At 45.5% G+C, this 18,961-nt stretch carries 19 protein-coding genes and 1 pseudogene; 1 reads left to right on the plus strand and 19 read right to left on the minus strand.

What is annotated here, in order from left to right:
• Positions 1–172: 172 nt before the first annotated feature.
• Together FT12353_RS02325 and FT12353_RS02330 are read right to left on the minus strand one after the other, a co-directional pair.
• Positions 173–685 (minus strand): GNAT family N-acetyltransferase, encoded by a 513-nt coding sequence (locus FT12353_RS02325; RefSeq protein ID WP_203617980.1) that lies wholly within the window; start codon positions 683–685, stop codon positions 173–175.
• Positions 686–853: 168 nt separating this feature from the next.
• The gene (locus FT12353_RS02330) at positions 854–2,881 is read right to left on the minus strand and encodes a glycosyltransferase family protein (protein WP_203617982.1); all 2,028 of its coding nucleotides are present in this window, start codon (positions 2,879–2,881) and stop codon (positions 854–856) included.
• 238 nt (positions 2,882–3,119) lie between these two features.
• On the opposite strand from FT12353_RS02330, the gene FT12353_RS02335 reads away from it, so the two are divergent.
• Positions 3,120–3,872 (plus strand): DUF1003 domain-containing protein, encoded by a 753-nt coding sequence (locus FT12353_RS02335; RefSeq protein ID WP_168778334.1) that lies wholly within the window; start codon positions 3,120–3,122, stop codon positions 3,870–3,872.
• Between the two features lie 53 nt (positions 3,873–3,925).
• On the opposite strand, the gene FT12353_RS02340 is transcribed toward FT12353_RS02335, so the two are convergent.
• From FT12353_RS02340 to hisG, 17 genes and pseudogenes are all read right to left on the minus strand, one after another.
• The gene (locus FT12353_RS02340; protein ID WP_203617984.1) at positions 3,926–5,101 is read right to left on the minus strand and encodes a pyridoxal phosphate-dependent aminotransferase; all 1,176 of its coding nucleotides are present in this window, start codon (positions 5,099–5,101) and stop codon (positions 3,926–3,928) included.
• A 12-nt stretch (positions 5,102–5,113) separates the two neighbouring features.
• Entirely contained in the window at positions 5,114–6,133 is a 1,020-nt protein-coding gene (locus FT12353_RS02345) for a 5-oxoprolinase subunit C family protein (protein WP_203617986.1), read from the minus strand.
• Positions 6,126–6,845, minus strand: coding sequence for a 5-oxoprolinase subunit PxpB (gene pxpB / locus FT12353_RS02350; RefSeq protein ID WP_168778337.1), 720 nt, complete (start codon positions 6,843–6,845; stop codon positions 6,126–6,128). Before pxpB ends, FT12353_RS02345 begins: the two co-directional genes overlap by 8 nt.
• Before the next feature lie 11 nt (positions 6,846–6,856).
• A pseudogene (locus FT12353_RS02355) lies at positions 6,857–8,083 on the minus strand (NRAMP family divalent metal transporter).
• A gap of 20 nt (positions 8,084–8,103) precedes the next feature.
• Positions 8,104–8,853: a LamB/YcsF family protein gene (locus FT12353_RS02360; protein WP_203617988.1), complete on the minus strand. Its 750-nt coding sequence runs from the start codon at positions 8,851–8,853 to the stop codon at positions 8,104–8,106.
• Positions 8,854–8,863: 10 nt separating this feature from the next.
• Complete coding sequence (locus FT12353_RS02365) at positions 8,864–9,634, minus strand: putative hydro-lyase (protein WP_203617996.1); 771 nt, start codon at positions 9,632–9,634, stop codon at positions 8,864–8,866.
• Positions 9,635–10,978 carry an acetyl-CoA carboxylase biotin carboxylase subunit gene (locus tag FT12353_RS02370; RefSeq protein WP_203618004.1) on the minus strand — a complete coding sequence of 448 codons (1,344 nt, stop codon included), beginning with the start codon at positions 10,976–10,978 and terminating at the stop codon, positions 9,635–9,637.
• Positions 10,978–11,382 (minus strand): acetyl-CoA carboxylase biotin carboxyl carrier protein, encoded by a 405-nt coding sequence (locus FT12353_RS02375; RefSeq protein ID WP_203618006.1) that lies wholly within the window; start codon positions 11,380–11,382, stop codon positions 10,978–10,980. The genes FT12353_RS02370 and FT12353_RS02375 overlap by 1 nt, the downstream gene beginning before the upstream one ends.
• Before the next feature lie 148 nt (positions 11,383–11,530).
• Positions 11,531–12,625, minus strand: a complete 1,095-nt coding sequence (gene hisC / locus FT12353_RS02380; protein WP_203618008.1) for a histidinol-phosphate transaminase — start codon at positions 12,623–12,625, stop codon at positions 11,531–11,533.
• 4 nt (positions 12,626–12,629) lie between these two features.
• A complete protein-coding gene (hisE, locus tag FT12353_RS02385) occupies positions 12,630–12,944 on the minus strand; it encodes a phosphoribosyl-ATP diphosphatase (RefSeq protein ID WP_203618010.1) in 315 nt (104 codons plus the stop codon).
• A 50-nt stretch (positions 12,945–12,994) separates the two neighbouring features.
• Positions 12,995–13,366 (minus strand): phosphoribosyl-AMP cyclohydrolase, encoded by a 372-nt coding sequence (gene hisI / locus FT12353_RS02390; protein ID WP_203618017.1) that lies wholly within the window; start codon positions 13,364–13,366, stop codon positions 12,995–12,997.
• A complete protein-coding gene (gene hisF / locus FT12353_RS02395) occupies positions 13,363–14,127 on the minus strand; it encodes an imidazole glycerol phosphate synthase subunit HisF (protein WP_203618019.1) in 765 nt (254 codons plus the stop codon). Before hisF ends, hisI begins: the two co-directional genes overlap by 4 nt.
• Positions 14,087–14,839 (minus strand): 1-(5-phosphoribosyl)-5-[(5-phosphoribosylamino)methylideneamino]imidazole-4-carboxamide isomerase, encoded by a 753-nt coding sequence (gene hisA / locus FT12353_RS02400; RefSeq protein WP_203618542.1) that lies wholly within the window; start codon positions 14,837–14,839, stop codon positions 14,087–14,089. The genes hisF and hisA overlap by 41 nt, the downstream gene beginning before the upstream one ends.
• Positions 14,836–15,453, minus strand: coding sequence for an imidazole glycerol phosphate synthase subunit HisH (gene hisH, locus FT12353_RS02405; protein ID WP_203618541.1), 618 nt, complete (start codon positions 15,451–15,453; stop codon positions 14,836–14,838). Before hisH ends, hisA begins: the two co-directional genes overlap by 4 nt.
• A 16-nt stretch (positions 15,454–15,469) precedes the next feature.
• On the minus strand, positions 15,470–16,060 hold the full coding sequence (gene hisB, locus FT12353_RS02410) for an imidazoleglycerol-phosphate dehydratase HisB (RefSeq protein WP_168778346.1): 591 nt from the start codon (positions 16,058–16,060) through the stop codon (positions 15,470–15,472).
• A complete protein-coding gene (hisD, locus tag FT12353_RS02415) occupies positions 16,053–17,339 on the minus strand; it encodes a histidinol dehydrogenase (RefSeq protein WP_203618021.1) in 1,287 nt (428 codons plus the stop codon). The genes hisB and hisD overlap by 8 nt, the downstream gene beginning before the upstream one ends.
• Positions 17,336–18,952: an ATP phosphoribosyltransferase gene (gene hisG, locus FT12353_RS02420; protein ID WP_203618029.1), complete on the minus strand. Its 1,617-nt coding sequence runs from the start codon at positions 18,950–18,952 to the stop codon at positions 17,336–17,338. Before hisG ends, hisD begins: the two co-directional genes overlap by 4 nt.
• Between the last annotated feature and the right edge of the window lie 9 nt (positions 18,953–18,961).

Genomic DNA, 18,961 nt, shown 5'->3' on the forward strand with positions numbered 1-18,961 from the left:
CTTCTTGGCTGACACAGCTAGTTGATAATCCCCAACTACTTTTCTAGAATATCATGGTTATTTAGAACAATCAAACAGAAAAAATTCATATATTTAAATTAATTTATAATTTTAAAACACTTTTATGCCGTTTTTTAGCATAAAAGCGTGGATTATCAAACGAATATTAAAATTAAATGACTGAGGTTTCCTGCCCTAATATTTTCATCGAACTTAAATAATCGGCTACGGAACAATCCAAATTACTTGTCAAAAGATGAAAGTCTCTTTCCATATTGTGAGCAATGTTTTCAGTGTCAATAAAGCCATTTTTCAAGTAAAAATGATAACGGGCTTCACGCTGCTGCTGGTTATCAGCATCCTCCAGCGTACTTTCAGATTCCAGAATAATCCCCTTTGGATAGCGTTCTTTCAAAGCTGATAGTGTTTTGCCACCAATCCCCTGTCCACGAATTGATTGATCAACAGCTAAGTAAAGGACAAAAGCTTTCTCCTTTAAGTCAACAAAATAAGCAATCCCGACGTTTTGTTCGCCATCAGTAATCACCACCATTTTGATTTGATGATTATCGGCTGCCTTTTGCTTTAACTCTTGAAAAGCAATTCGTTCGTTTGGTGGAAAAGCCTCACGATAGATTGTTTGCCAATAATCGTGATTAGTCTGATTTAGAGAGATAAGTTGCATGTTTTCTCCTTTATTTTCGTTATCATTATAAGTCAGCTTATAATAAAAAGTCCGATTTGAAAACGTTATATAAAATCAGAATAGCATGGATGCTTGGTGTCGTCAAACACAGCTAAAAAGCCACCCCCCTTAAAATTTGGGAGAGTGGCTGGCTTAACAACGGGCAAATTACCGTAGCACTGGTTGATTATTCACATCCAGAAGCTCAAACGGTTTCCGGTCATAGATGTCCATTTCGTATGGCAGATAATATTGCTTACCATCGATTGTCACGCTTGAACCATGAAAAAGCTGCTTATACAATGTCGGTTGCCGATACAAAATCAGTGGTCGTCTGGCTTTGGTCTCATCTCGCTGAATCACGACCTCAACATTTTGGTTGGCCACAAAACGCTTTTCTAAGACATAGTGACCATTCCTAGGCGTCAATTGCTGACCGGTACTCAGCGAAACACTTTGCCCAGGTTCAGGCCGGATATCCACCTTTAAGACATTAACCGTCTCTGGCACTGGTAATGAAAAACGCAATTCTGCTGGCGCCTTCACTGGTTGTAGGATGGCTAAGCGAATTGGATATTCCATGTTTCCGTAGGCAATTCCAGGAATACTCTTCGCTGAGAAAAGTGTCAATCCTAAGAAAAGGATGCTCGTAACGGGCAGAACCAGGAGTTTTGTCCAATTAACGTTCGATTTTGATCGGACAATTTGCAATGCGGGTAGGCGCTGAACGCCGCCCACCATGCCAATTAGAGTGACTACTGGGTAGATCATGGGCAAAAAGTAGCGTGGTTCGACTTCCCAAATAAAAGTATGAAAGATTGTCAAACCGATGGCTGCAATCCCCACTAGGTAGGAAAAGGCTCTTTGGGCTGATGTAATTGGTTGATCCCCATAAGGTTGCCAAACTTTAATTAATAGCTGGCCACCTGCCAGTAAGACGGTAGTCGTGGCAATGATGGCAAAAAAGGTCGTTAGCATCATCTGATGGTGGAGATAATATCCCGGTGCCTTAGCATAACCACTCGCATAACGGCCAAAGCCAAAGAGTGGCGTTCCAAGCAAAGTCTGTGACTTATCCAAAGCTAATTTGAACCAACCGCCAAGGCCAAGCATTTGTAGGCGGTCCTTGATGGAGTCGGTCGTTAGATAGGTTTTCTTTTCGAGCTTGCGCTCAATGTCAAGACTCTCGTCATTGGAATCGTAAGCACCCTTACCACTCGAACCAAGTAGATTTAATCCCATATTGATCCAATGAGTTGCCGGTAAGGCAATTTTCTTCTGTGCGCTTTGACTGTAGCCGTTTGAGCTGGCAATTGACTTTGTTGCCACTGTTGCCGTGATAACCCCCAAAGCAAGAGAAAAGGCAATCACCACCACCCGCCACCTTTCGGGCATCTTCAAGAAAAAAGTCATGAAAATCAGAACCGCCACCGCTGGCAGTAAGATGACCATATTGGGCTTAATGGCGTACAGCAAAGCATAAACCATGATCATGGCCAGATTGGCCCCCACTACTACCAGCCTTCTTTGACTGGTGAGTCCAACAGCTACCAAATAAAAGACAACCGTGGTACAAGAGATGGCCCAGGTATCCGTATAGGTCACCATATTGGGGTAAAGGTACATCACTGGGTAAAAAAGTAAGATGACAGCCGTCAAGGCAATCGCTCGGATATTTTTACTTAAGCGCCAGCTCGTTAGCAAGGTGAAAATTGTCACCATGGCTAACAAGAAAAAGTTCATCAGCCGCAATGCCAATTGAATGGAAAGACCAACTGACTGGGCGAAGGCCATGACCTTACTAATTAAAACCGTAAAGAAAACGAGGTTGGGATAAACGTAAAAGTATTCCTGACTCCCGTCAAAGTTGCTATGCCAATTCTGATTGCCATGTAAGAGTTCGGTTGCCTTAATTTGAACGTTCAATGGATCTGAAACATCATTGATTTGAAAATGAAGGGCAACATAAAGCAATAATAAGAGGTTGAGGGCGGTACAAAGGATCGTAACAGTCAGCAAAAATACTGGTTTTTTAACAAAATCAAGACGCGTAATCGCTGAATAGCCGGCCATCAAGGCCGGAATCAACAGCAAAATAGCAATCAGATTTTCAAGGTGCTGGTTCAATGCCTGATTTAACAGTAACAATACGATAAAAGCAGAAAAAGCAATTTGAAAGCCACGCTTAATAAACATCAATTTCCCTCAAATTCTCGCCTGATTAAAGAGCGGAGTTCTTAACTAGATTATAGCATTTTTCCGTTAACCAACTGCTTGTAAGACTAAATTCTATTTTTTTAAATTTTGTTAAATTAGTTCTTAGTGTTAACTGCCGAATTGTTACTATGTTAAGATAATACTAATGAGCACGTATTAAATAGCGACGTTCTGACATCGCCTAGTGACTTAGTACATATTAGAGAGGCTGAGAATCATGAAAAAGAACGAAAAAGTACAGGCAAACGATGCGCTCTGGTGCCTGGTTGATCATCGTGAATACGATTTAATCGATGGTAATTTTATCCATGAATTGGATCCCTATATCGCAACACTGATTCAAAAAGATTATCCGAAGGTTGCCAACAATAGCTTTATTTGTAGTGAACATCTTGTGCGTTACCGGCTCCAAAAAATGGATAAGATGATTAGCGAGGATTCACACAAAAATCGGCAGATCAATGAACGGATGACGCGACTAATGTCCAAGGATAGTTATCGCGTGATTGATGTTGAAAAGCAATTGGAAACCACGTTAACATTCGGTCAAAAAGTAGCCGATGCCGTTGCCCGCTTTGGTGGTTCATGGCCTTTTGTGATTACCTTTATTGGCATCATCATTGTCTGGATTTTCATTAACTCCGTTCACCTCTTCGGCCTCCACTTTGATCCATTCCCATTCATCCTTTTAAACCTCTTCTTGAGTATTATCGCGGCCATCCAGGCGCCTTTAATCATGATGAGCCAGAACCGGTCAAGTACCTATGACCGAATGGAATCAAAAAACGATTACCACGTTAACTTGAAATCCGAAGAGGAAATCAGAATTCTCCACTCAAAGATTGATCACCTCATCCAACAAGATCAACCGAATAATATGCAAATTCAAAAAATGCAAATGGAGATGCTTGCTTCGATTAATAACCAACTAACTGAAGTTCGCAAACAGCAAAAAGACGAAAAATTATAAGTTTACTTATCAAAAAGAGACTCACTTAACCATTCTTAAGTGAGTCTCTTTTTTTAATTAGTAAAAAAACTTTTGAAGCGTTGAATTGCTTTTGTCAAATCTTGTTCTGATTTGGCATAAGACAGGCGCAAGTATCCGGGCATTCCAAAGCCCTCACCGGATGGTACGGCCACGAGCTGCTCCTTCAATAGTGCCATGGAAACCTCATTTGTATTTTGGTAACCGTGTTCTTTCATAAAATCAGGGTTAACTTTAAAGAAGATATAAAACGACCCCTCGGGTTTAAAGGGAATACTAATATTTGGAATATTCAGCATCGCCGTGTACATATAGTTCAAGCGGTTTTCAAATGTCGCCTTCATCTTTGCCACACTGTCTTGGGGACCGTTCAGAGCCTCAATGGCAGCGTACTGAGCAGCAACGGTCGGATTTGAAGTCAGATGTCCCAAAATTTTATTCATTGCTTGAATAATTTCACTATCTGCCAGGGCCCAACCAATCCGCCAGCCGGTCATGGCATAGGCCTTGGAAACACCATTAATCACAATCACTTGGCTATTCTTAAGATCCGCTAGTTCGAGAACTGAATGGAATTGTGTCTGGCCATAAACGAGTTTTCCATAGATTTCATCCACCAGCAGGTAAACGTCATGTGCTTTCGTCCAGTCAACGATGGCCTGGAGTTCTTCAACGGTGTAAACCGCCCCACTTGGATTATTTGGTGTATTCAAAATTAACAGCTTTGGCCTTTGATCTAATTGCTCCAACTGTTCAATCGTAATCTTAAAATCAGAATCCTCTGTTTGCACCACCTGCATGCTACCACCGGCCAGTTTTACTTGTTCCGAATAACTAACCCAAAACGGCGCTGGGGTCACAACTGAATCACCAGGGTTAATTAAAACCTGCATCAAAGTGAACAGTGCTAATTTTGCACCCGTTGTCACGGCGATTTGGTCAGCAGCAACGGTCACATCGTAATCTGCTTTTACCCGATTGGCAATTGCTGTTTTTAACTCGCTTAAGCCACTAGTGGCCGTATAAAAATCAGTCTGATGACTGTTAATCGCCTGAATGGCCGCTTCACTAATATTAGCGGGTGTCTGGAAATCCGGCTCCCCCTGGCTAAGGTTGACGACATCCTCTCCAGCTGCGAGCATCTCTTTAGCGGTTTTTCCCATCGCTAATGTTGGTGATGCGGCGATTTTACTGACACGGTTGGCTAACATTTTTTCTCCTTTTTACTGCTGTTGGTACAGCATCCTAATTCTTTCGGCCATCATTCGACTGGGGGTAACTAAATGCCACAAGTGCGCATGATAGATCTCGTCGATGGCATTTGCTTGGATCCATAACTGTTCCCAGGCAGTTTCCAATGAAACTTGTCGGAACTGCAAGGCCTTTTTAACGGGCCACTGGGCTAACACGCCTAAATCAGCAGCAATCACCTTGGCAATCACTGGGTAACCACCGTGAGTCGCACGATCAGCAAGTAAAATAATTAATTTTCCATCACGGGAAACTTGGATACCGCCATTCAAATTAGCTCCCGAAAGCAAATTTTCTGATTTAAACGAGAGCTCCGGGCCCTCGATTCGGTAACCCATTCGATTAATATGCTGACCAAGCTGGTATGGCGTCGTTACAAATTTATGCCATTCTTTTTGATCAAACCACTCCTGCTCTGGTCCAGGAACAACATCAAGACTGTCTTGCTGAAGAAAACTCGAGGGAATATCGATTTTCGTTTTGGTTAACCGGCTATCAATTTGCTCGATTTGTTGATAATCGGCAATACAAATTCGATCACCCTTGGCTAACTGACGACCATGAAAACCGCCTAAATTAACGGAAATACTTGTTGATTGTGAACCCAAAATGCTTGGGACCTGGATACCACCAGCGACCGCTAGATAGGCAAACCGCCCTTCCAATAAATGGCGAAAATTCAAAATGTCTCCCTTTTGCACGTAGACGGGACGGTCTTGCATAATTGTTTCACCATTCAACGTTGGCTCTACTCGGGCACCGGTAATTGCCACCACCGTTGGGGCGGTGAACTCTACCACACCACCAGTTATCGCAAACTCCACACTAGCCTTATTTTCACTCGGATGGTTACCAACAAGGGCATTCCCATATTCGTAAGCATAGGCGTCCATCGCACCAGAGTTTAAAAAACCTTCGCCCTGGTGGCCAATCCGTCCTTTATCTTGGACGGTTGCTAAAATACCGGGATCAACCATGATCATTTTATTCATTGGTCTTCTCCTTTGAAAAATAATCGTTTACACTCACATTTTTTAGTTGGCGAAATTTTTGCTCATCGATTGGTAAAAACTTGATGGCGTCGCCTGCATGAAAGATAACCGTGGGCTGCTGTGAATCAAACATCTTCAAGGGGGTTTGCCCAATGATTTGCCAGCCACCCGGTGAAGTTACTGGATAATAGCCAGTCTGTTCGCCACCAATGGCAATCGATCCGGCAGGAATTTCTAACCTGGGTGTTGCTTTGCGGGCCGTGTGTAACCGTGGATCAAGACCACCCAAGAATGAAAAGCCAGGTAGAAAACCAAGCATATAGATTCGGTACTCACGATTGGCGTGCAGGTCAATCACCTCATCGATTGATAGGTCGTGAATGCCAGCCACTTCCTTTAAATCAAGGCCAACTTTTTCGTTGTAAAGTACTGGAATTTCAAAGACTGATGTGGTGCGAACCGACTGATTTTGCGTCTTTAACATCAGCTCATGCGCTAAAATTTCCTTAAAATTGTCTAAGTCGATGACCAAGGGATCAAACATAAAACTAACTTCACGATAAGCCGGCACGATATCCAAAATACCCGGAATATGCAGTGCTTCAATCCTTCTAGCGATGCTTAAGATACGTTCACTTACCTCTTCAGACATGACGTTAGGAAATTCCAAATTAATACAGGTATCACCTGCCATTTTCATTTTGGGTTCCATGCGGCCTCCTTTTAAAATGTTGTGATTAGCGTTTCAACACCGGAAAAGGTCATGAAAGCGACTACAATCCAACCAAGAACACTTAACAAGATTGGATGCTTATATGCCATACCCATAATTTTCGTTTTGCTGGCACCAATCAAAAGAATACCCAAGGCGACTGGTAAAATCAGGCCATTAACGGCCCCCACAATCACAAGAATTTGGGCCGGCTTACCAATCAAATAGAAGAACAATGTTGACAGGACGATAAAGGCAAGCACCAAGATTGGTCGTGCTTTTTCGAATTTTTGATTACCAGCGGCATCATTTGAATAGTTCAGAAAAGAAACAGAAGTAAAGGTTGATCCCAAGATTGACGTCATGCCGGCTGCAAACAGTAATAGGCCAAAAAACTTAAAGCCAAAATTACCAGCAGCAATTTTAAAGATATCGGCTGCGGGATTCAGCGCATTCAACTTATGGCCAGCCATGACAACTGCCAAGCCAGCTAGAAAGAGCATAATCCGGATAACGGATGCGATACCGATGCCCGTCAAGGCGCCTTCATTGACATACTTCAACCCTTCTTTTCCACGAACACCCCCCTCCAATAAGCGGTGGCCGCCAGAAAATGAAATATAACCCCCAACTGTTCCACCGACAATCGTTACGATTGAATAAAAATCAATACTCGTTGGCGCAAAAGTGTGTGTTAAGGCGCTGCTAACGGGAACGGTTGTAACCGAAAGAATGTAAATCAAAATGGCAATTTTAACGACTGCTAGAACTTGAACCGTGTGATCCATCACAACAAGTGCGTTGCGAACCAAAAAAATAACGATGGCAAAAATGGCGGCCAACACAGCCCCATTTTCTGGCGAAATGCCAAACAGTACATTTAGTCCTAAGCCGGCTCCGGCAACATTACCGATATTAAAGAAAAAGCCACCAACAACAATTAAAAAGGTTAAAAAGTAGCCCAATCCTGGGAAAATTTCGTTGGCAATTTACTGGGCATGCTTACCAGAAACGGTGATAATTCGCCAAATGTTCAGTTGAACGATAATATCAATCACAATCGTTGCCAAAATCGCAAAACCAAAGTTTGGCCCCAGTTTACTAGTAAAGGTTGCCGTTTGAGTTAAAAATCCCGGGCCGACAGCGGCCATGGCCATCACGAAGGCCGCCCCCATTGCTACTGAGCGGGCGCTGCGCTTTTGTGGCGCTGTTTCATTTACAATCGCTTTACTTTCCATATCAATGCTCCGTTTTATCTTTATAGTTGACTAGTAATCGAAATTCCCTCTTTGGTTAATGCTTCTCGAATCCGTTTGACCAAGGAAATAGCCGCCTGGTTATCGCCATGCACGCAAATCGAATCAATGGCTGTTGGCAAGACATCGCCATTAACGGCGGTAATCGCCTGGTCTTGAATCATTTTGACTACTCGTTTGGCAGCGATAGCTGGATCGGTAATAATGGCGTTTTCTTTGCTGCGTGAAACGAGTGATCCATCTGCTTCATAATTCCGGTCGGCAAAGGCCTCTTGCGCAAATTTCATTCCAGCGGCTTTGGCTGATTTGATTAATTCGCTGTTAGCTAAGCCATAAACGACCGTTTGCTCATCAGCGGCTTTGATGCCAGCAACAACGGCATCCGCGACTTGGCGATCTTTTGCTGCTAAATTATAGAGTGCGCCATGCGCCTTGACGTGATGGAGTCGGTGCCCCGGCACAAAAGCAGCTAAAGCGCCAACTTGATACTGCACCAGTGCCTCAATTTCTGCTGGCGCCATCTCAATTTTTCGGCGACCAAACCCCTGAAGGTCATGGAAGCCTGGATGAGCCCCAATCGCCGTTTGATTTTGTAACGCCAAGGCCACCGTATTTTTCATAACGGTTGGGTCCCCGGCATGAAAGCCACAGGCAATATTGGCTGATGTGACCTGCTTTAGGACTTCCTCATCGAGGCCGATTTTATATTTTCCAAAACTCTCGCCCAAGTCCGAATTTAAATCAATTTGCATCGCTTTCTCCTTAGATGATTAATTCACGGTTTGCTAAATCAGTAACCAGCATGTGGCCTGGAGCATGAGTAATCGCCAGGTGTGGCTTGGTGTTCATGACCACTGCCTGAGGCGTCACGCCGCAGGCCCAGAAGACAGGAATTTCACCCTCTTTAATCGTGACGGCATCACCAAAATCTGGACTGTCTAAGTGCGTAATCCCAATTTCTTCTGGATGACCGATTTGAATTGGGGCCCCATGGACGCTTGGAACCCGACTAGTTACCTGAACCGCTTTGGTCACCTGGCTGGCCGGAATTGGCCGCATACTAACCACCATATTGCCGGAAAACTGACCGGCACTCTCTAATGGAATATTCGTTTGATACATTGGCACGTTCACTTTTTCTTCAATATGCCGAATTTCAATTCCAGCTTCCAGCAGCAGGTCTTCGAATGAAAAACTGCAACCAATTAAAAAACTGACAAAGTCATCTGACCAATACTTTTCAATTGATAGGGGCTCCTCGACTAAAACGCCATCCTGGTAAACCCGATACTTTGGGATATCTGTCGCGATATCTAGGTCCTGACCTAATCTTTTTAACCCGCGTTGCCCCAATTCACTCACTTCCAATATTGGAATCGGTTTTGGATTGCGCTGCGCTAACAATAAGAAATCATACGCGTCTTCTTTTGGTAAAATAATCAAGTTTGCCTGTGAAAAGCCCGGGCAGATGCCAGCGGTTGGGCTGACAAATTGATTATTGCGGACCAAATGACGAAATTCTGCTGGTGCCATTTAATTTTCTCCTTCCAGCTGACGGTCAAGCCAATTGATATCCGTTCGGCTATCTTCAGCAATAAAATCAGGATGATATAAGATTTTGCTTAACAAATCTAAATTCGTTTCAACGCCCAGGATAACGGTCTCATCAATGGCTACTCGTAAGCGTTTCAACGCATTTTCTCTTGAAAAATCAGTCGCAATGATTTTTAAAATCATGGCATCGTAATTCGATGGCACCCGATAGCCTTGATAGATGGCCGTTTCGTTGCGAATACCAAGACCGGCTGGTAGGTGCAAGCCGGTAATTTTTCCAGCGCTTTTAGCGAGAACTCTGGCCTCGATTGCTACTACGGGTTGTTCATGGTGTGCAAGGGCTTGGATACTCGTTCCAAAGGCCAATGCCAACTGGGCACCAATCAAGTCAATCCCCGCCCTTTCCTCTGTCACGGCATGTTCCACCTGAATCCGGGTGTTCATTTCCATAAAGTAATAGCGACCAGGTCCCTGATAAAGAAACTCAAAGGTACCGGCACCTCGGTAGTTCAAACTTTCTGTAGCCTTCAATGCCAGTGAAAACATTTCCTGACGTGTGCTTTCATCCAGATAAACGCTTGGTGCTTCCTCAATCATCTTTTGATGGCGGTGCTGAATGGTGCAATCGCGATCGCCAAGCACCAACCCGTGACCGTTGCCATCGCCTAGAACTTGAATCTCAATATGACGGGGCCGGTCAACAAATTTTTCCAAATACATACGTTTGTCATTGGCGACGGCCATCACTTCCTGCTGGGCTAGTTGAAATTCGCCAGTAAAACTTTCTGATCGCTCAACCACCCGCATGCCTTTTCCGCCACCGCCGCCGACTGCTTTGAGCATCACCGGATAACCGATTTCTTCAGCTTGCTTCAGACCCCGGGGTGCTTCGGTAAATGATTGATGGCTCCCGGTCACAATAGGGACGCCGATCTTGGCCATTTCCTGTCTCGCAGCTGATTTATTCCCCATTATGCGAATGGTTTTGGCAGTTGGTCCAATAAAAATAAAACCTTTTTCTTCAACAAGCTGTGCAAAATCAGCATTTTCTGATAGCAAGCCATAGCCCGGGTGAATGGCAGTACAGCCTGTAATTTCGGCTGCGGCTAAGATGGCATCCTGGTTAAGATAACTTTCAGCAAGACTCGCTGGCCCCACTTTAACTGCCTCGTCAGCCATTGCCACATGTAGGGCATTTTGATCAGGCTCCGCATAAACAGCAACCGTTTGCAGGCCCAATAATTGAGCCGCTCGAATAATGCGGACAGCGATTTCACCACGGTTGGCGATTAAAATTTTATTCTTTCTTTTTTTAATTTCCATCACGGCACAATCCTAAATAAATTTTGACCATATTCAATGGCGTCCCCGTCAGCCACAAGGACTGCATCGATTCGGCCATTAACCCCGGCTGTGATTTCAGTCATCATTTTCATGCTTTCGATAATGGCAACGACCGTCTCTGGCGTCACCAGGTCACCAACCTGGACAAATTTGTCCGACTCTGGTGATGGCGCGGAATAAAAGGTCCCGACAAGAGAAGAAGAAATGAACTGCTCAGCTGATGCGTTCGTTTCGATCCCTTTCGTTGACTGACTAACGGTGGCCTGTTGCCCTGGTTCCTTACTCAGTTCGATTTCATAATCCTTATTTTTAAAGTGAAGATGGGTTAGATTGTTCTCAATTAACAAACTAACAAATGAATTAATGTCTGTATTGTTCATCATTTTCCTCATCAATCTCATAATAGTCTCATCATTATTTAACATATTAGGTTTTAAAAAATCGATTTTACATTATTTGGTCAGCTTTCATGACACAGATTAGAATCACTTTAGCGCTATTTTTCTCATATATCTTCTAAAAAAGCCGATATTAAACCGGCTTTTCTTCTTTATTTTCTTCTCGGATTTTAACCAACAATTGTCGCATTCGTTCATTATCAGCTGGCTGCCCCAGGGTAATTCGGACCCAACTTGGGCTTAAACGCTGGCTGATTTGCAGACCCTCTTTCAAGAAAGATTGTCCATAGCGCTTGGCGTCCCCCACTTGCACCCATAAAAAGTTTGTTTGTGAAGGGTAAAATTCAAACTGATTTTCTCGCAGAAAATCTTCAAACTTGTTGCGTTCAGCCTGAACCTTGGCAACCGTTTTTTGCAGGTAATCTTGGTCCAAAACAGCAGCCGTGCCGGTCTCAATTTGAAAATCAGACAAGTTATAGGGCAAACGAACAGCATTCAATTTTTGAGCTAATGCTGTGTCCATCATGCCGTAACCAATCCGCAGGTTGGCCAATCCGTAGGCCTTCGATAAAGTGCGTAAGATAATCAGATTTGGATAATCAACCAAAAGTGGCACGACGGTATTGTCGCTTGTATCGGCAAAATCGATGTAGGCCTCATCAACGACTAAATAAACGGACTCTGGTAATTGCTGCAAGAGTCCTTGAATATCTGCAGCTGATTCCAAAACACCTGTCGGATTGTTGGGATTCGCCAACCAAACCATCGATGTCTGGTCATCCACCGCAGCCAAAATGCCCTCAAAGTCCACATGACCAGTGCTGGCATCAATGGCAACCGACTTCGTTTCTGCCTGCTCAATTTGGGCATGAATGGCATATTCACCAAAAGTTGGTGCAGGGACAATGATATTTTGTCCCGGTTCTAGCGCTAGCCGGGTTAACAATTGAATCAACTCATCGGCACCTACACCGAAAACCAACATTTCGGGATCAACTTGGTTTAATTGAGCTACCGCCTGGCGCAATTTTTGCGCGGAGCCATCTGGGTAATAGTTCAACCGGTCAAAGGTCACTGCCGCTAACGCTTCTTTAACTTTTGGTGTTGGACCATACACCGACTCGTTGGCCGACAAACGGGCCAACGTTTCCAATTGGTACTGGTCTTTAATGGCTGCAAGGGGTTGTTCTGCCTGGTAGGCTTTTAATGCTGCAACTGATTTTTTCATAAGTTCACCGCCAATCTGATCGTTCGTGTAATTTGGACTTTTGGCCGACCCGCGAGCCAAGTTCTGCTTGAATGTCTGCTAAGCTAATCCCCTGATCAACCAATAGGACCATCAAGTGGAAAAACAGGTCGGCGGTTTCATAAGTTAGTTCTGCTCGGCTGTTTTTGGCACCAACAATCACCTCGGTGCTTTCTTCACCAACTTTCTTCAAAATTTTGTCCAGTCCTTTATCGTAAAGGTAAGCGGTATAAGACCCCTCTACTGGGTTCTCCTTTCGTGCCAAAACTTGGTCATAGAGTTCTTGTATTGTTTGTTCCATTTTGTTTTCCTTTCAAAGAAGTAGCGATAGACGGTTTTGACGAGCTTATCTCACGACTGACTGCCCACTGTGTTTTGACTGAACTGATTTTCCAGTGAGTCAATTTTATTGAAAAAACAGGAGTAAGCATTGGTGTGGCAGGCCGGTCCTGCTGGTTCAACTTCAATTAAAACCGTATCTTGGTCGCAATCCAACGTCATCGAAATCACTTTTTGGGTATTGCCCGAGGTTGCACCCTTGTGCCAAAGTTCTTGCCGTTCGCGCGACCAAAACCAGGTTTGGCGCGTCGCAATCGTCTTCTCATAGCTTTCTTGGTTCATATAAGCGAGCATCAGCACGGCCTTGGTCTTAGCATCGACTACAATTGCTGGAATCAAGCCGTTCTGATTTGCCTTATTAAAATCAGCTGTTACCTGGGTCATAGGCGGACCTCCACTTGTTCTTCTTTCAAACTTCGCTTCAAATCAGGAATGGCGATTTGGTTATAGTGAAAAACCGAAGCAGCCAAGGCGGCATCAACAGATCCGTCTGCAAAGACATCAACAAAATCCTTGGTCGTGCCAGCCCCGCCAGAGGCAATAATTGGCACATCGACAGCTGCGGTTAATTGCTGATAGAGTCGCAAATCATAGCCCTTTTTCTGGCCATCAGCATCAATACTCGTCACCAACAACTCTCCAGCGCCAGCCCGAACTAGCTCTTGCGCCCATTTGATTGCATCGAGCGCCGTTGGCTTCGTCCCTCCTGCGATGTAAACCCGGTAAAAGCCATTAACGGAGTCCCACTTCGCATCAATTGCCCCGACCATTGCTTGGGCACCAAAAACTTGTGCCCCGGCCGTCACTAAACCTGGATTCTTGACAGCAGCCGAATTTAGAAAAATTTTGTCAGCCCCCGCCTGGATCAAACTCGTCATTTCATCCAGTGAGCGGATTCCGCCGCCAACCGTCAATGGAATGAAAATTTCTTTTGAGACCTGGTCGACAACTGATTTCATCGTGGCCCGGCCTTCAATCGTGGCCGTGATATCTAAGAAGACCAGTTCATCAGCACCCATTTCTTGGTAACGCTTGGCCAATGCCACCGGATCGCCAACGGCGCGAATCTGGTCAAAGGAAATCCCCTTGACGACTTGGCCGTTTTTAATATCCAAGGCTGGAATAATTCGTTTCGCTAACCCCATCTTCTGCCTCCTTTAAATCAGCCAACGTTAAATCACCGTCGTATAGTGCGCGACCGACAATCATATCGACCAACCCGCTTTCCTGTAGCGTTGCAATATCGGCCAGTGTGCTGACACCGCCACTGACAACAAAACGACTTGCGGGAAAGTCCTGCTGCAATTGCTTTAGTAAGGCCACATTTGGACCTGAAAGCGTTCCGTCACGGCTAATATCAGTCACGATAAAGTTTGTCACTCCCAAGGCGGTCATGGCTGAAACGACTTCTGCAAAACTTTGCTGACTGGCTTCAGTCCAGCCGGCCGTCTTCACCTGACCATCTTGACCATCAACACCGACCACAATTTTTTCTGGGCCAAAGCGGGTAACCGCTTCCTGCACCAATTCAGGATTCGTCACGGCAATCGATCCGAGAATCACCCGATTAATCCCGAGTTGCAGGTAATCATCAATCTGTTGCAGGGTGCGAATCCCACCGCCCAATTCAAGGAAAATATCGCTATTTTCTCGTAAGCGTCGAATCAAATCAGCGTTAACGGACGACCCTTTCTTGGCGCCATCCAGGTCAACCAAGTGAACCTGCCGTAGGCCTGCCGCTTCAATGGCCTGCAGTTGGATGAGTGGATCTGTTTCGACCACCATCTTCTTTTGGTAATCACCTTGATAGAGACGAACCGATTCGCCGCCAAGCAGGTCAATCGCTGGAAAAATCATACGCTCACCACCATTTCTTGGAAACTTTGCCATAATGACAGCCCATCCAGCCCTGATTTTTCAGGGTGGAACTGGACACCAATCACATTTTTATTCACCACAATGCTTGGCACTGCAATCTGACCGTAAGGCACCGTAGCCGCAATATATTTTTTGTCTGTTACCACATAATAGCTGTGGACGAAGTACGTATACTTATCATCAATCGTCTTAGCCAACGGATTTTCCAACCGAACCTCGTTTTTGTTCCAGCCCATTTGTGGCACTTTATAATTTTTTTGTTGGGGTAAGGCAACTACCTGACCTGGAATCAAACCCAAGCCCTCCGTTTCACCAAACTCTGTCGATGAATCAAACAAAAGTTGCATGCCCAAGCAAATGCCCAACAGTGGGCGGCCTGATTTTGCATAGTCCTTAATGGGCTCCATTAATTCAGCTGCTTTGAGTTGGTCCATCGCCTTCGCAAAAGCCCCCACGCCCGGCACCACCAGGCCGTCCGCACTGGCAATGTCTGCCGGATCCTTTGAAATCTTGACCGACATGCCCGTATATTCAATGGCCTTGGCCACATTCAACACATTTCCAGCGCCATAATCAACAATCACAATCGTCATCTGATCCTCTTCTTTCTCAAATCGTCCCTTTGGTCGAATTGACACCCTTGATTTCCGGATTAATCGTCACGGCTTGGCGCATCGCCCGCCCCATTGCCTTGAACATACTTTCAATTTTGTGGTGAGTGTTACGACCATACAAAACTTCGATGTGGACATTGGCTCGTAGCTGGTCGCTAAAGCCCTGCCAAAAGTCCTCCACGACTTCCGTTTCAAAGGTTCCAAGTCGTTGGGCTGTTAAATCAGCTTGGAAGACGAGGTATGACCGACCAGATAAGTCAACCACCGCCCGGGTCAACGTTTCATCCATCGGCACAAATTGGGCACCATAACGTTCAATGCCAACTTTGTCTCCCAACGCTTTCGCAAAGGCCTGGCCCAAAGCGATGCCGATATCTTCTGTCGTGTGGTGACTATCAACTTCCAAATCACCCGTGGCCTTAATTTCCAGGCCAAAGCGACCATGCTTAGCAAACAAATTGAGCATGTGGTCTAAGTAGCCAATCCCACTGGAAATTGTTGCGGGACTTTGGTCATCCAGGTCCAATTTCAAGCTAATTTGCGTTTCCTTTGTATTGCGAATAATCGTTGCCTGTCGTTTAGTCATCTGCATTCACCCGACTTTCAATTGCTCGTGCGTGCCCTTCTAGTCCCTCTTCTCGTGCTAAGGCCGTTACGAATGGCGCATCTTTTACGAGCGCTTTTTGGTCATATTCTAAGTATTGAATTTTCTTTTGAAAATCCCAAACCCCCAAGGCCGAAGAAAAACGAGCTGTCCCTCCGGTTGGTAAGATGTGGTTTGGTCCAGCCAGATAGTCCCCAAGTGGTTCAGAGGCTAAAGGTCCTAAAAAGACGGAACCAGCATTTTGGATTTGATCAAGATACGAACTTGGGTTCTTCAATTGAATTTCCAAGTGCTCGGGGGCCAGCTTATTCATCGTATCCAACATTTCTTGAACTGTTTCCACCAAGTAAATCACGCCGTTGTTGGCAATTGATTGACTGGCAATCTCGCGCCGAGGTAGTTTGGCCAATTGTTCATCGACCTCTTTCATCACTCCCTGTGTCAGGTCGGCCGAATTGGTCACGAGCATGGCTTGTGCCCGCACATCGTGCTCAGCCTGGGATAATAAATCAGCGGCCACATTCTTGGCATTGGCCGTCTCATCGGCCAGGATGGCGATTTCTGAAGGGCCGGCAATCATGTCGATGGCCACGGTCCCATAGACCTGGCGCTTTGCTTCGGCGACATAGGCATTTCCCGGTCCCGTAATTTTATCGACTTGCGGAATTGTTTCGGTCCCAAATGCCAGCGCTGCAATGGCCTGGGCACCACCGATTTGGTAAATTTCATCAACACCAGCAATCGAAGCCGCCACGAGGACCGCCGGATTAATTCCCTTCGCTTGTGGTGGCGTCACCATTACAATTTGGTTCACGCCGGCAATCTTAGCTGGAATGGCATTCATCAAAACAGAAGATGGATAGGCGGCCGTCCCGCCCGGAACATAAATTCCAACGGCAGCTAGTGGCGTCACCTTGGTGCCCCGAATCACACCCGGACGACTTTTGTCTTCAAAGGACTGAGCCCGTTCCAACTGGTGAAAGGACCGAATATTTTCGGCGGCTTCTTTCAACGCCGTGACGACCTTTTCGTCAACTTGATCAAAGGCGGCTTGAATCGCAGCCGCTGGCACCCGGAGGTCGTTTAATTGAACGCGGTCAAAGGCTTGACTATATTCCTTTAATGCTTGGTCACCCTTTTTTTGGACCGTGGCAATGATATCTTGAACTTGCTGCGTCAAAACTTCATCCTGCCGATTCGTATCTGATCGCTGTCTCAATTCGGCTAAGGCCGTTGGCGTCATCTTTTCAATAATTTTCATTCTTTTACCTCTTCTTTCGGTGCAACTAGGTTTGCTAAGCGCTTAATAACGGTCGTTAACTCATCTTGGTACTGGAGTAAGGAGCCCTTACGAACCAGGAAGTGAGTCGCTACCGGGCCAACTCGATCGAAAATTTGTAAATGATTTTCAACCAGTGTTCGACCAGTTTGGGTAATATCAATAATGGCATCAGCCAGGCCGGTAATCGGTCCCAATTCAACGGACCCTTCGAGCTTGATTAATTCAACATCCTCGCCCTGGTCGTGAAAGTATTGACTGGCTAACTTGGGATATTTCGTGGCGATGCGGAGTCGGCTGATTTTTTCCGGTTCAAAGTCCTCGCAGGCTGCTAAAACGAACTCTGCCTTCCCGGTTTGCAAATCCAACACGTCATAGTGATTTTGTTCCTGTTCGGCAATCGTGTCGGATCCGACAATGCCGACATCACCAATTCCCTGGTCCAAGTACTTCACCACATCGTTGGCCTTTACTAGGATAAAACGGTAACGGTTGTCGGCCGTGTCGAAGACTAATTTACGCGCCGGATTGTCCAATTGACTCGTATCAACACCGGCCTTTTTCAGTAATGGGCGCACATCCTGTTCAACCCGTCCCTTGGCTAAAACCACAACAATCGGGTCTTGGGCCGATAAGGAAGACAAATCACGTTGCCGATCAGCTAAGACCGTTTCGACTTTTAAAGCCATGCCCATGGCCGGAACTGTTTCTTGGTCGGCTTTTGAAAGTAGTCGATCGTAGCGCCCCCCAGAGAAGAGATAGTCACCTAGACTTGGGACAAAGCCACGAATAATGGTGCCGGTGTAGTATGGTTGCGGTGAAACGGCGGCCAGGTCGACCGTCACTGCCACATCGGGATAGTGGCGGTGCGTGTAGTCTGCTAAACGCACCCAATCATCCATAATTTCCTTCACTGCCGGAATTCGTCGGAGCTTTTCCATGGCCGACTCCCCATTCTCGCCAAATGCAAGGGGCCAATCAGCTAATTCAGCTGGGAAATCAGGAATTTGCGTCTTCAGCTGTTCGAAGCGGGAAATATTTTTCTCCTCAATTGCCTGCTTCATTTCGCTGCGAATCTGGTCGTCCAAATCAAATTGCTCCAAAATCAAGTCAATTAACCGGGCATCACTCAGGACCACCTGAACATCGACAATGCCAAAGCGCTGGGCAAAGGCTAACATCGTTTCTAAGGCTTCAATTTCTGCCTCGAAGCTTTGTTCGCCAATAATTTCAATTCCGGCCTGCGTTTCCTGGTTGTAGTCACCCGATAGATTCACGATTTGGTGGAAGACATCGCCAAGGTAGTACAAGCGGGTCACGGTTGACGTTGTTTGGTTCGCCGCAAGAAAGCGGGCAATTGGTAAGGTCAAATCAGGCCGTAAAACTAATTTTTCACCCATGTGGTCAAACAAATGGAAAACTTTCTTTTCCTGGTATTGGTCAAAGACACTCTCCTGCTCGATCAGCGGTGTGCTGACGGGGATGTAGCCTTGATTGTTCAAAACATTAATAATGGTTTGCTCAATTTCCTGCTTCTCTTTCAGCGTTTCACCATATTGATCACGCGATCCCGCAGCTAACATCTTTTTGTTCATTGTTTGTAC

Origin of the sequence: Fructobacillus tropaeoli (assembly GCF_016860625.1) — a bacterium.
Taxonomy (GTDB): domain Bacteria; phylum Bacillota; class Bacilli; order Lactobacillales; family Lactobacillaceae; genus Fructobacillus; species Fructobacillus tropaeoli.

Bases quoted from the DNA above. Each gene is read 5' to 3' on its own strand.
- hisF (WP_203618019.1), bottom strand. From the start codon at position 14,127: ATGGGGTTAGCGAAACGAATTATTCCAGCCTTGGATATTAAAAACGGC.
- FT12353_RS02335 (WP_168778334.1), top strand. From the start codon at position 3,120: ATGAAAAAGAACGAAAAAGTACAGGCAAACGATGCGCTCTGGTGCCTG.
- hisG (WP_203618029.1), bottom strand. From the start codon at position 18,952: ATGAACAAAAAGATGTTAGCTGCGGGATCGCGTGATCAATATGGTGAA.
- hisA (WP_203618542.1), bottom strand. From the start codon at position 14,839: ATGATTTTTCCAGCGATTGACCTGCTTGGCGGCGAATCGGTTCGTCTC.
- hisE (WP_203618010.1), bottom strand. From the start codon at position 12,944: ATGGAACAAACAATACAAGAACTCTATGACCAAGTTTTGGCACGAAAG.
- hisD (WP_203618021.1), bottom strand. From the start codon at position 17,339: ATGAAAATTATTGAAAAGATGACGCCAACGGCCTTAGCCGAATTGAGA.
- hisB (WP_168778346.1), bottom strand. From the start codon at position 16,060: ATGACTAAACGACAGGCAACGATTATTCGCAATACAAAGGAAACGCAA.
- FT12353_RS02340 (WP_203617984.1), bottom strand. From the start codon at position 5,101: ATGTTAGCCAACCGTGTCAGTAAAATCGCCGCATCACCAACATTAGCG.
- FT12353_RS02370 (WP_203618004.1), bottom strand. From the start codon at position 10,978: ATGGAAATTAAAAAAAGAAAGAATAAAATTTTAATCGCCAACCGTGGT.
- hisC (WP_203618008.1), bottom strand. From the start codon at position 12,625: ATGAAAAAATCAGTTGCAGCATTAAAAGCCTACCAGGCAGAACAACCC.
- FT12353_RS02330 (WP_203617982.1), bottom strand. From the start codon at position 2,881: ATGTTTATTAAGCGTGGCTTTCAAATTGCTTTTTCTGCTTTTATCGTA.
- hisI (WP_203618017.1), bottom strand. From the start codon at position 13,366: ATGACCCAGGTAACAGCTGATTTTAATAAGGCAAATCAGAACGGCTTG.
- FT12353_RS02345 (WP_203617986.1), bottom strand. From the start codon at position 6,133: ATGAATAAAATGATCATGGTTGATCCCGGTATTTTAGCAACCGTCCAA.
- FT12353_RS02325 (WP_203617980.1), bottom strand. From the start codon at position 685: ATGCAACTTATCTCTCTAAATCAGACTAATCACGATTATTGGCAAACA.
- FT12353_RS02365 (WP_203617996.1), bottom strand. From the start codon at position 9,634: ATGGCACCAGCAGAATTTCGTCATTTGGTCCGCAATAATCAATTTGTC.
- FT12353_RS02360 (WP_203617988.1), bottom strand. From the start codon at position 8,853: ATGCAAATTGATTTAAATTCGGACTTGGGCGAGAGTTTTGGAAAATAT.
- hisH (WP_203618541.1), bottom strand. From the start codon at position 15,453: ATGACGATTGTGATTGTTGATTATGGCGCTGGAAATGTGTTGAATGTG.
- pxpB (WP_168778337.1), bottom strand. From the start codon at position 6,845: ATGGAACCCAAAATGAAAATGGCAGGTGATACCTGTATTAATTTGGAA.
- FT12353_RS02375 (WP_203618006.1), bottom strand. From the start codon at position 11,382: ATGATGAACAATACAGACATTAATTCATTTGTTAGTTTGTTAATTGAG.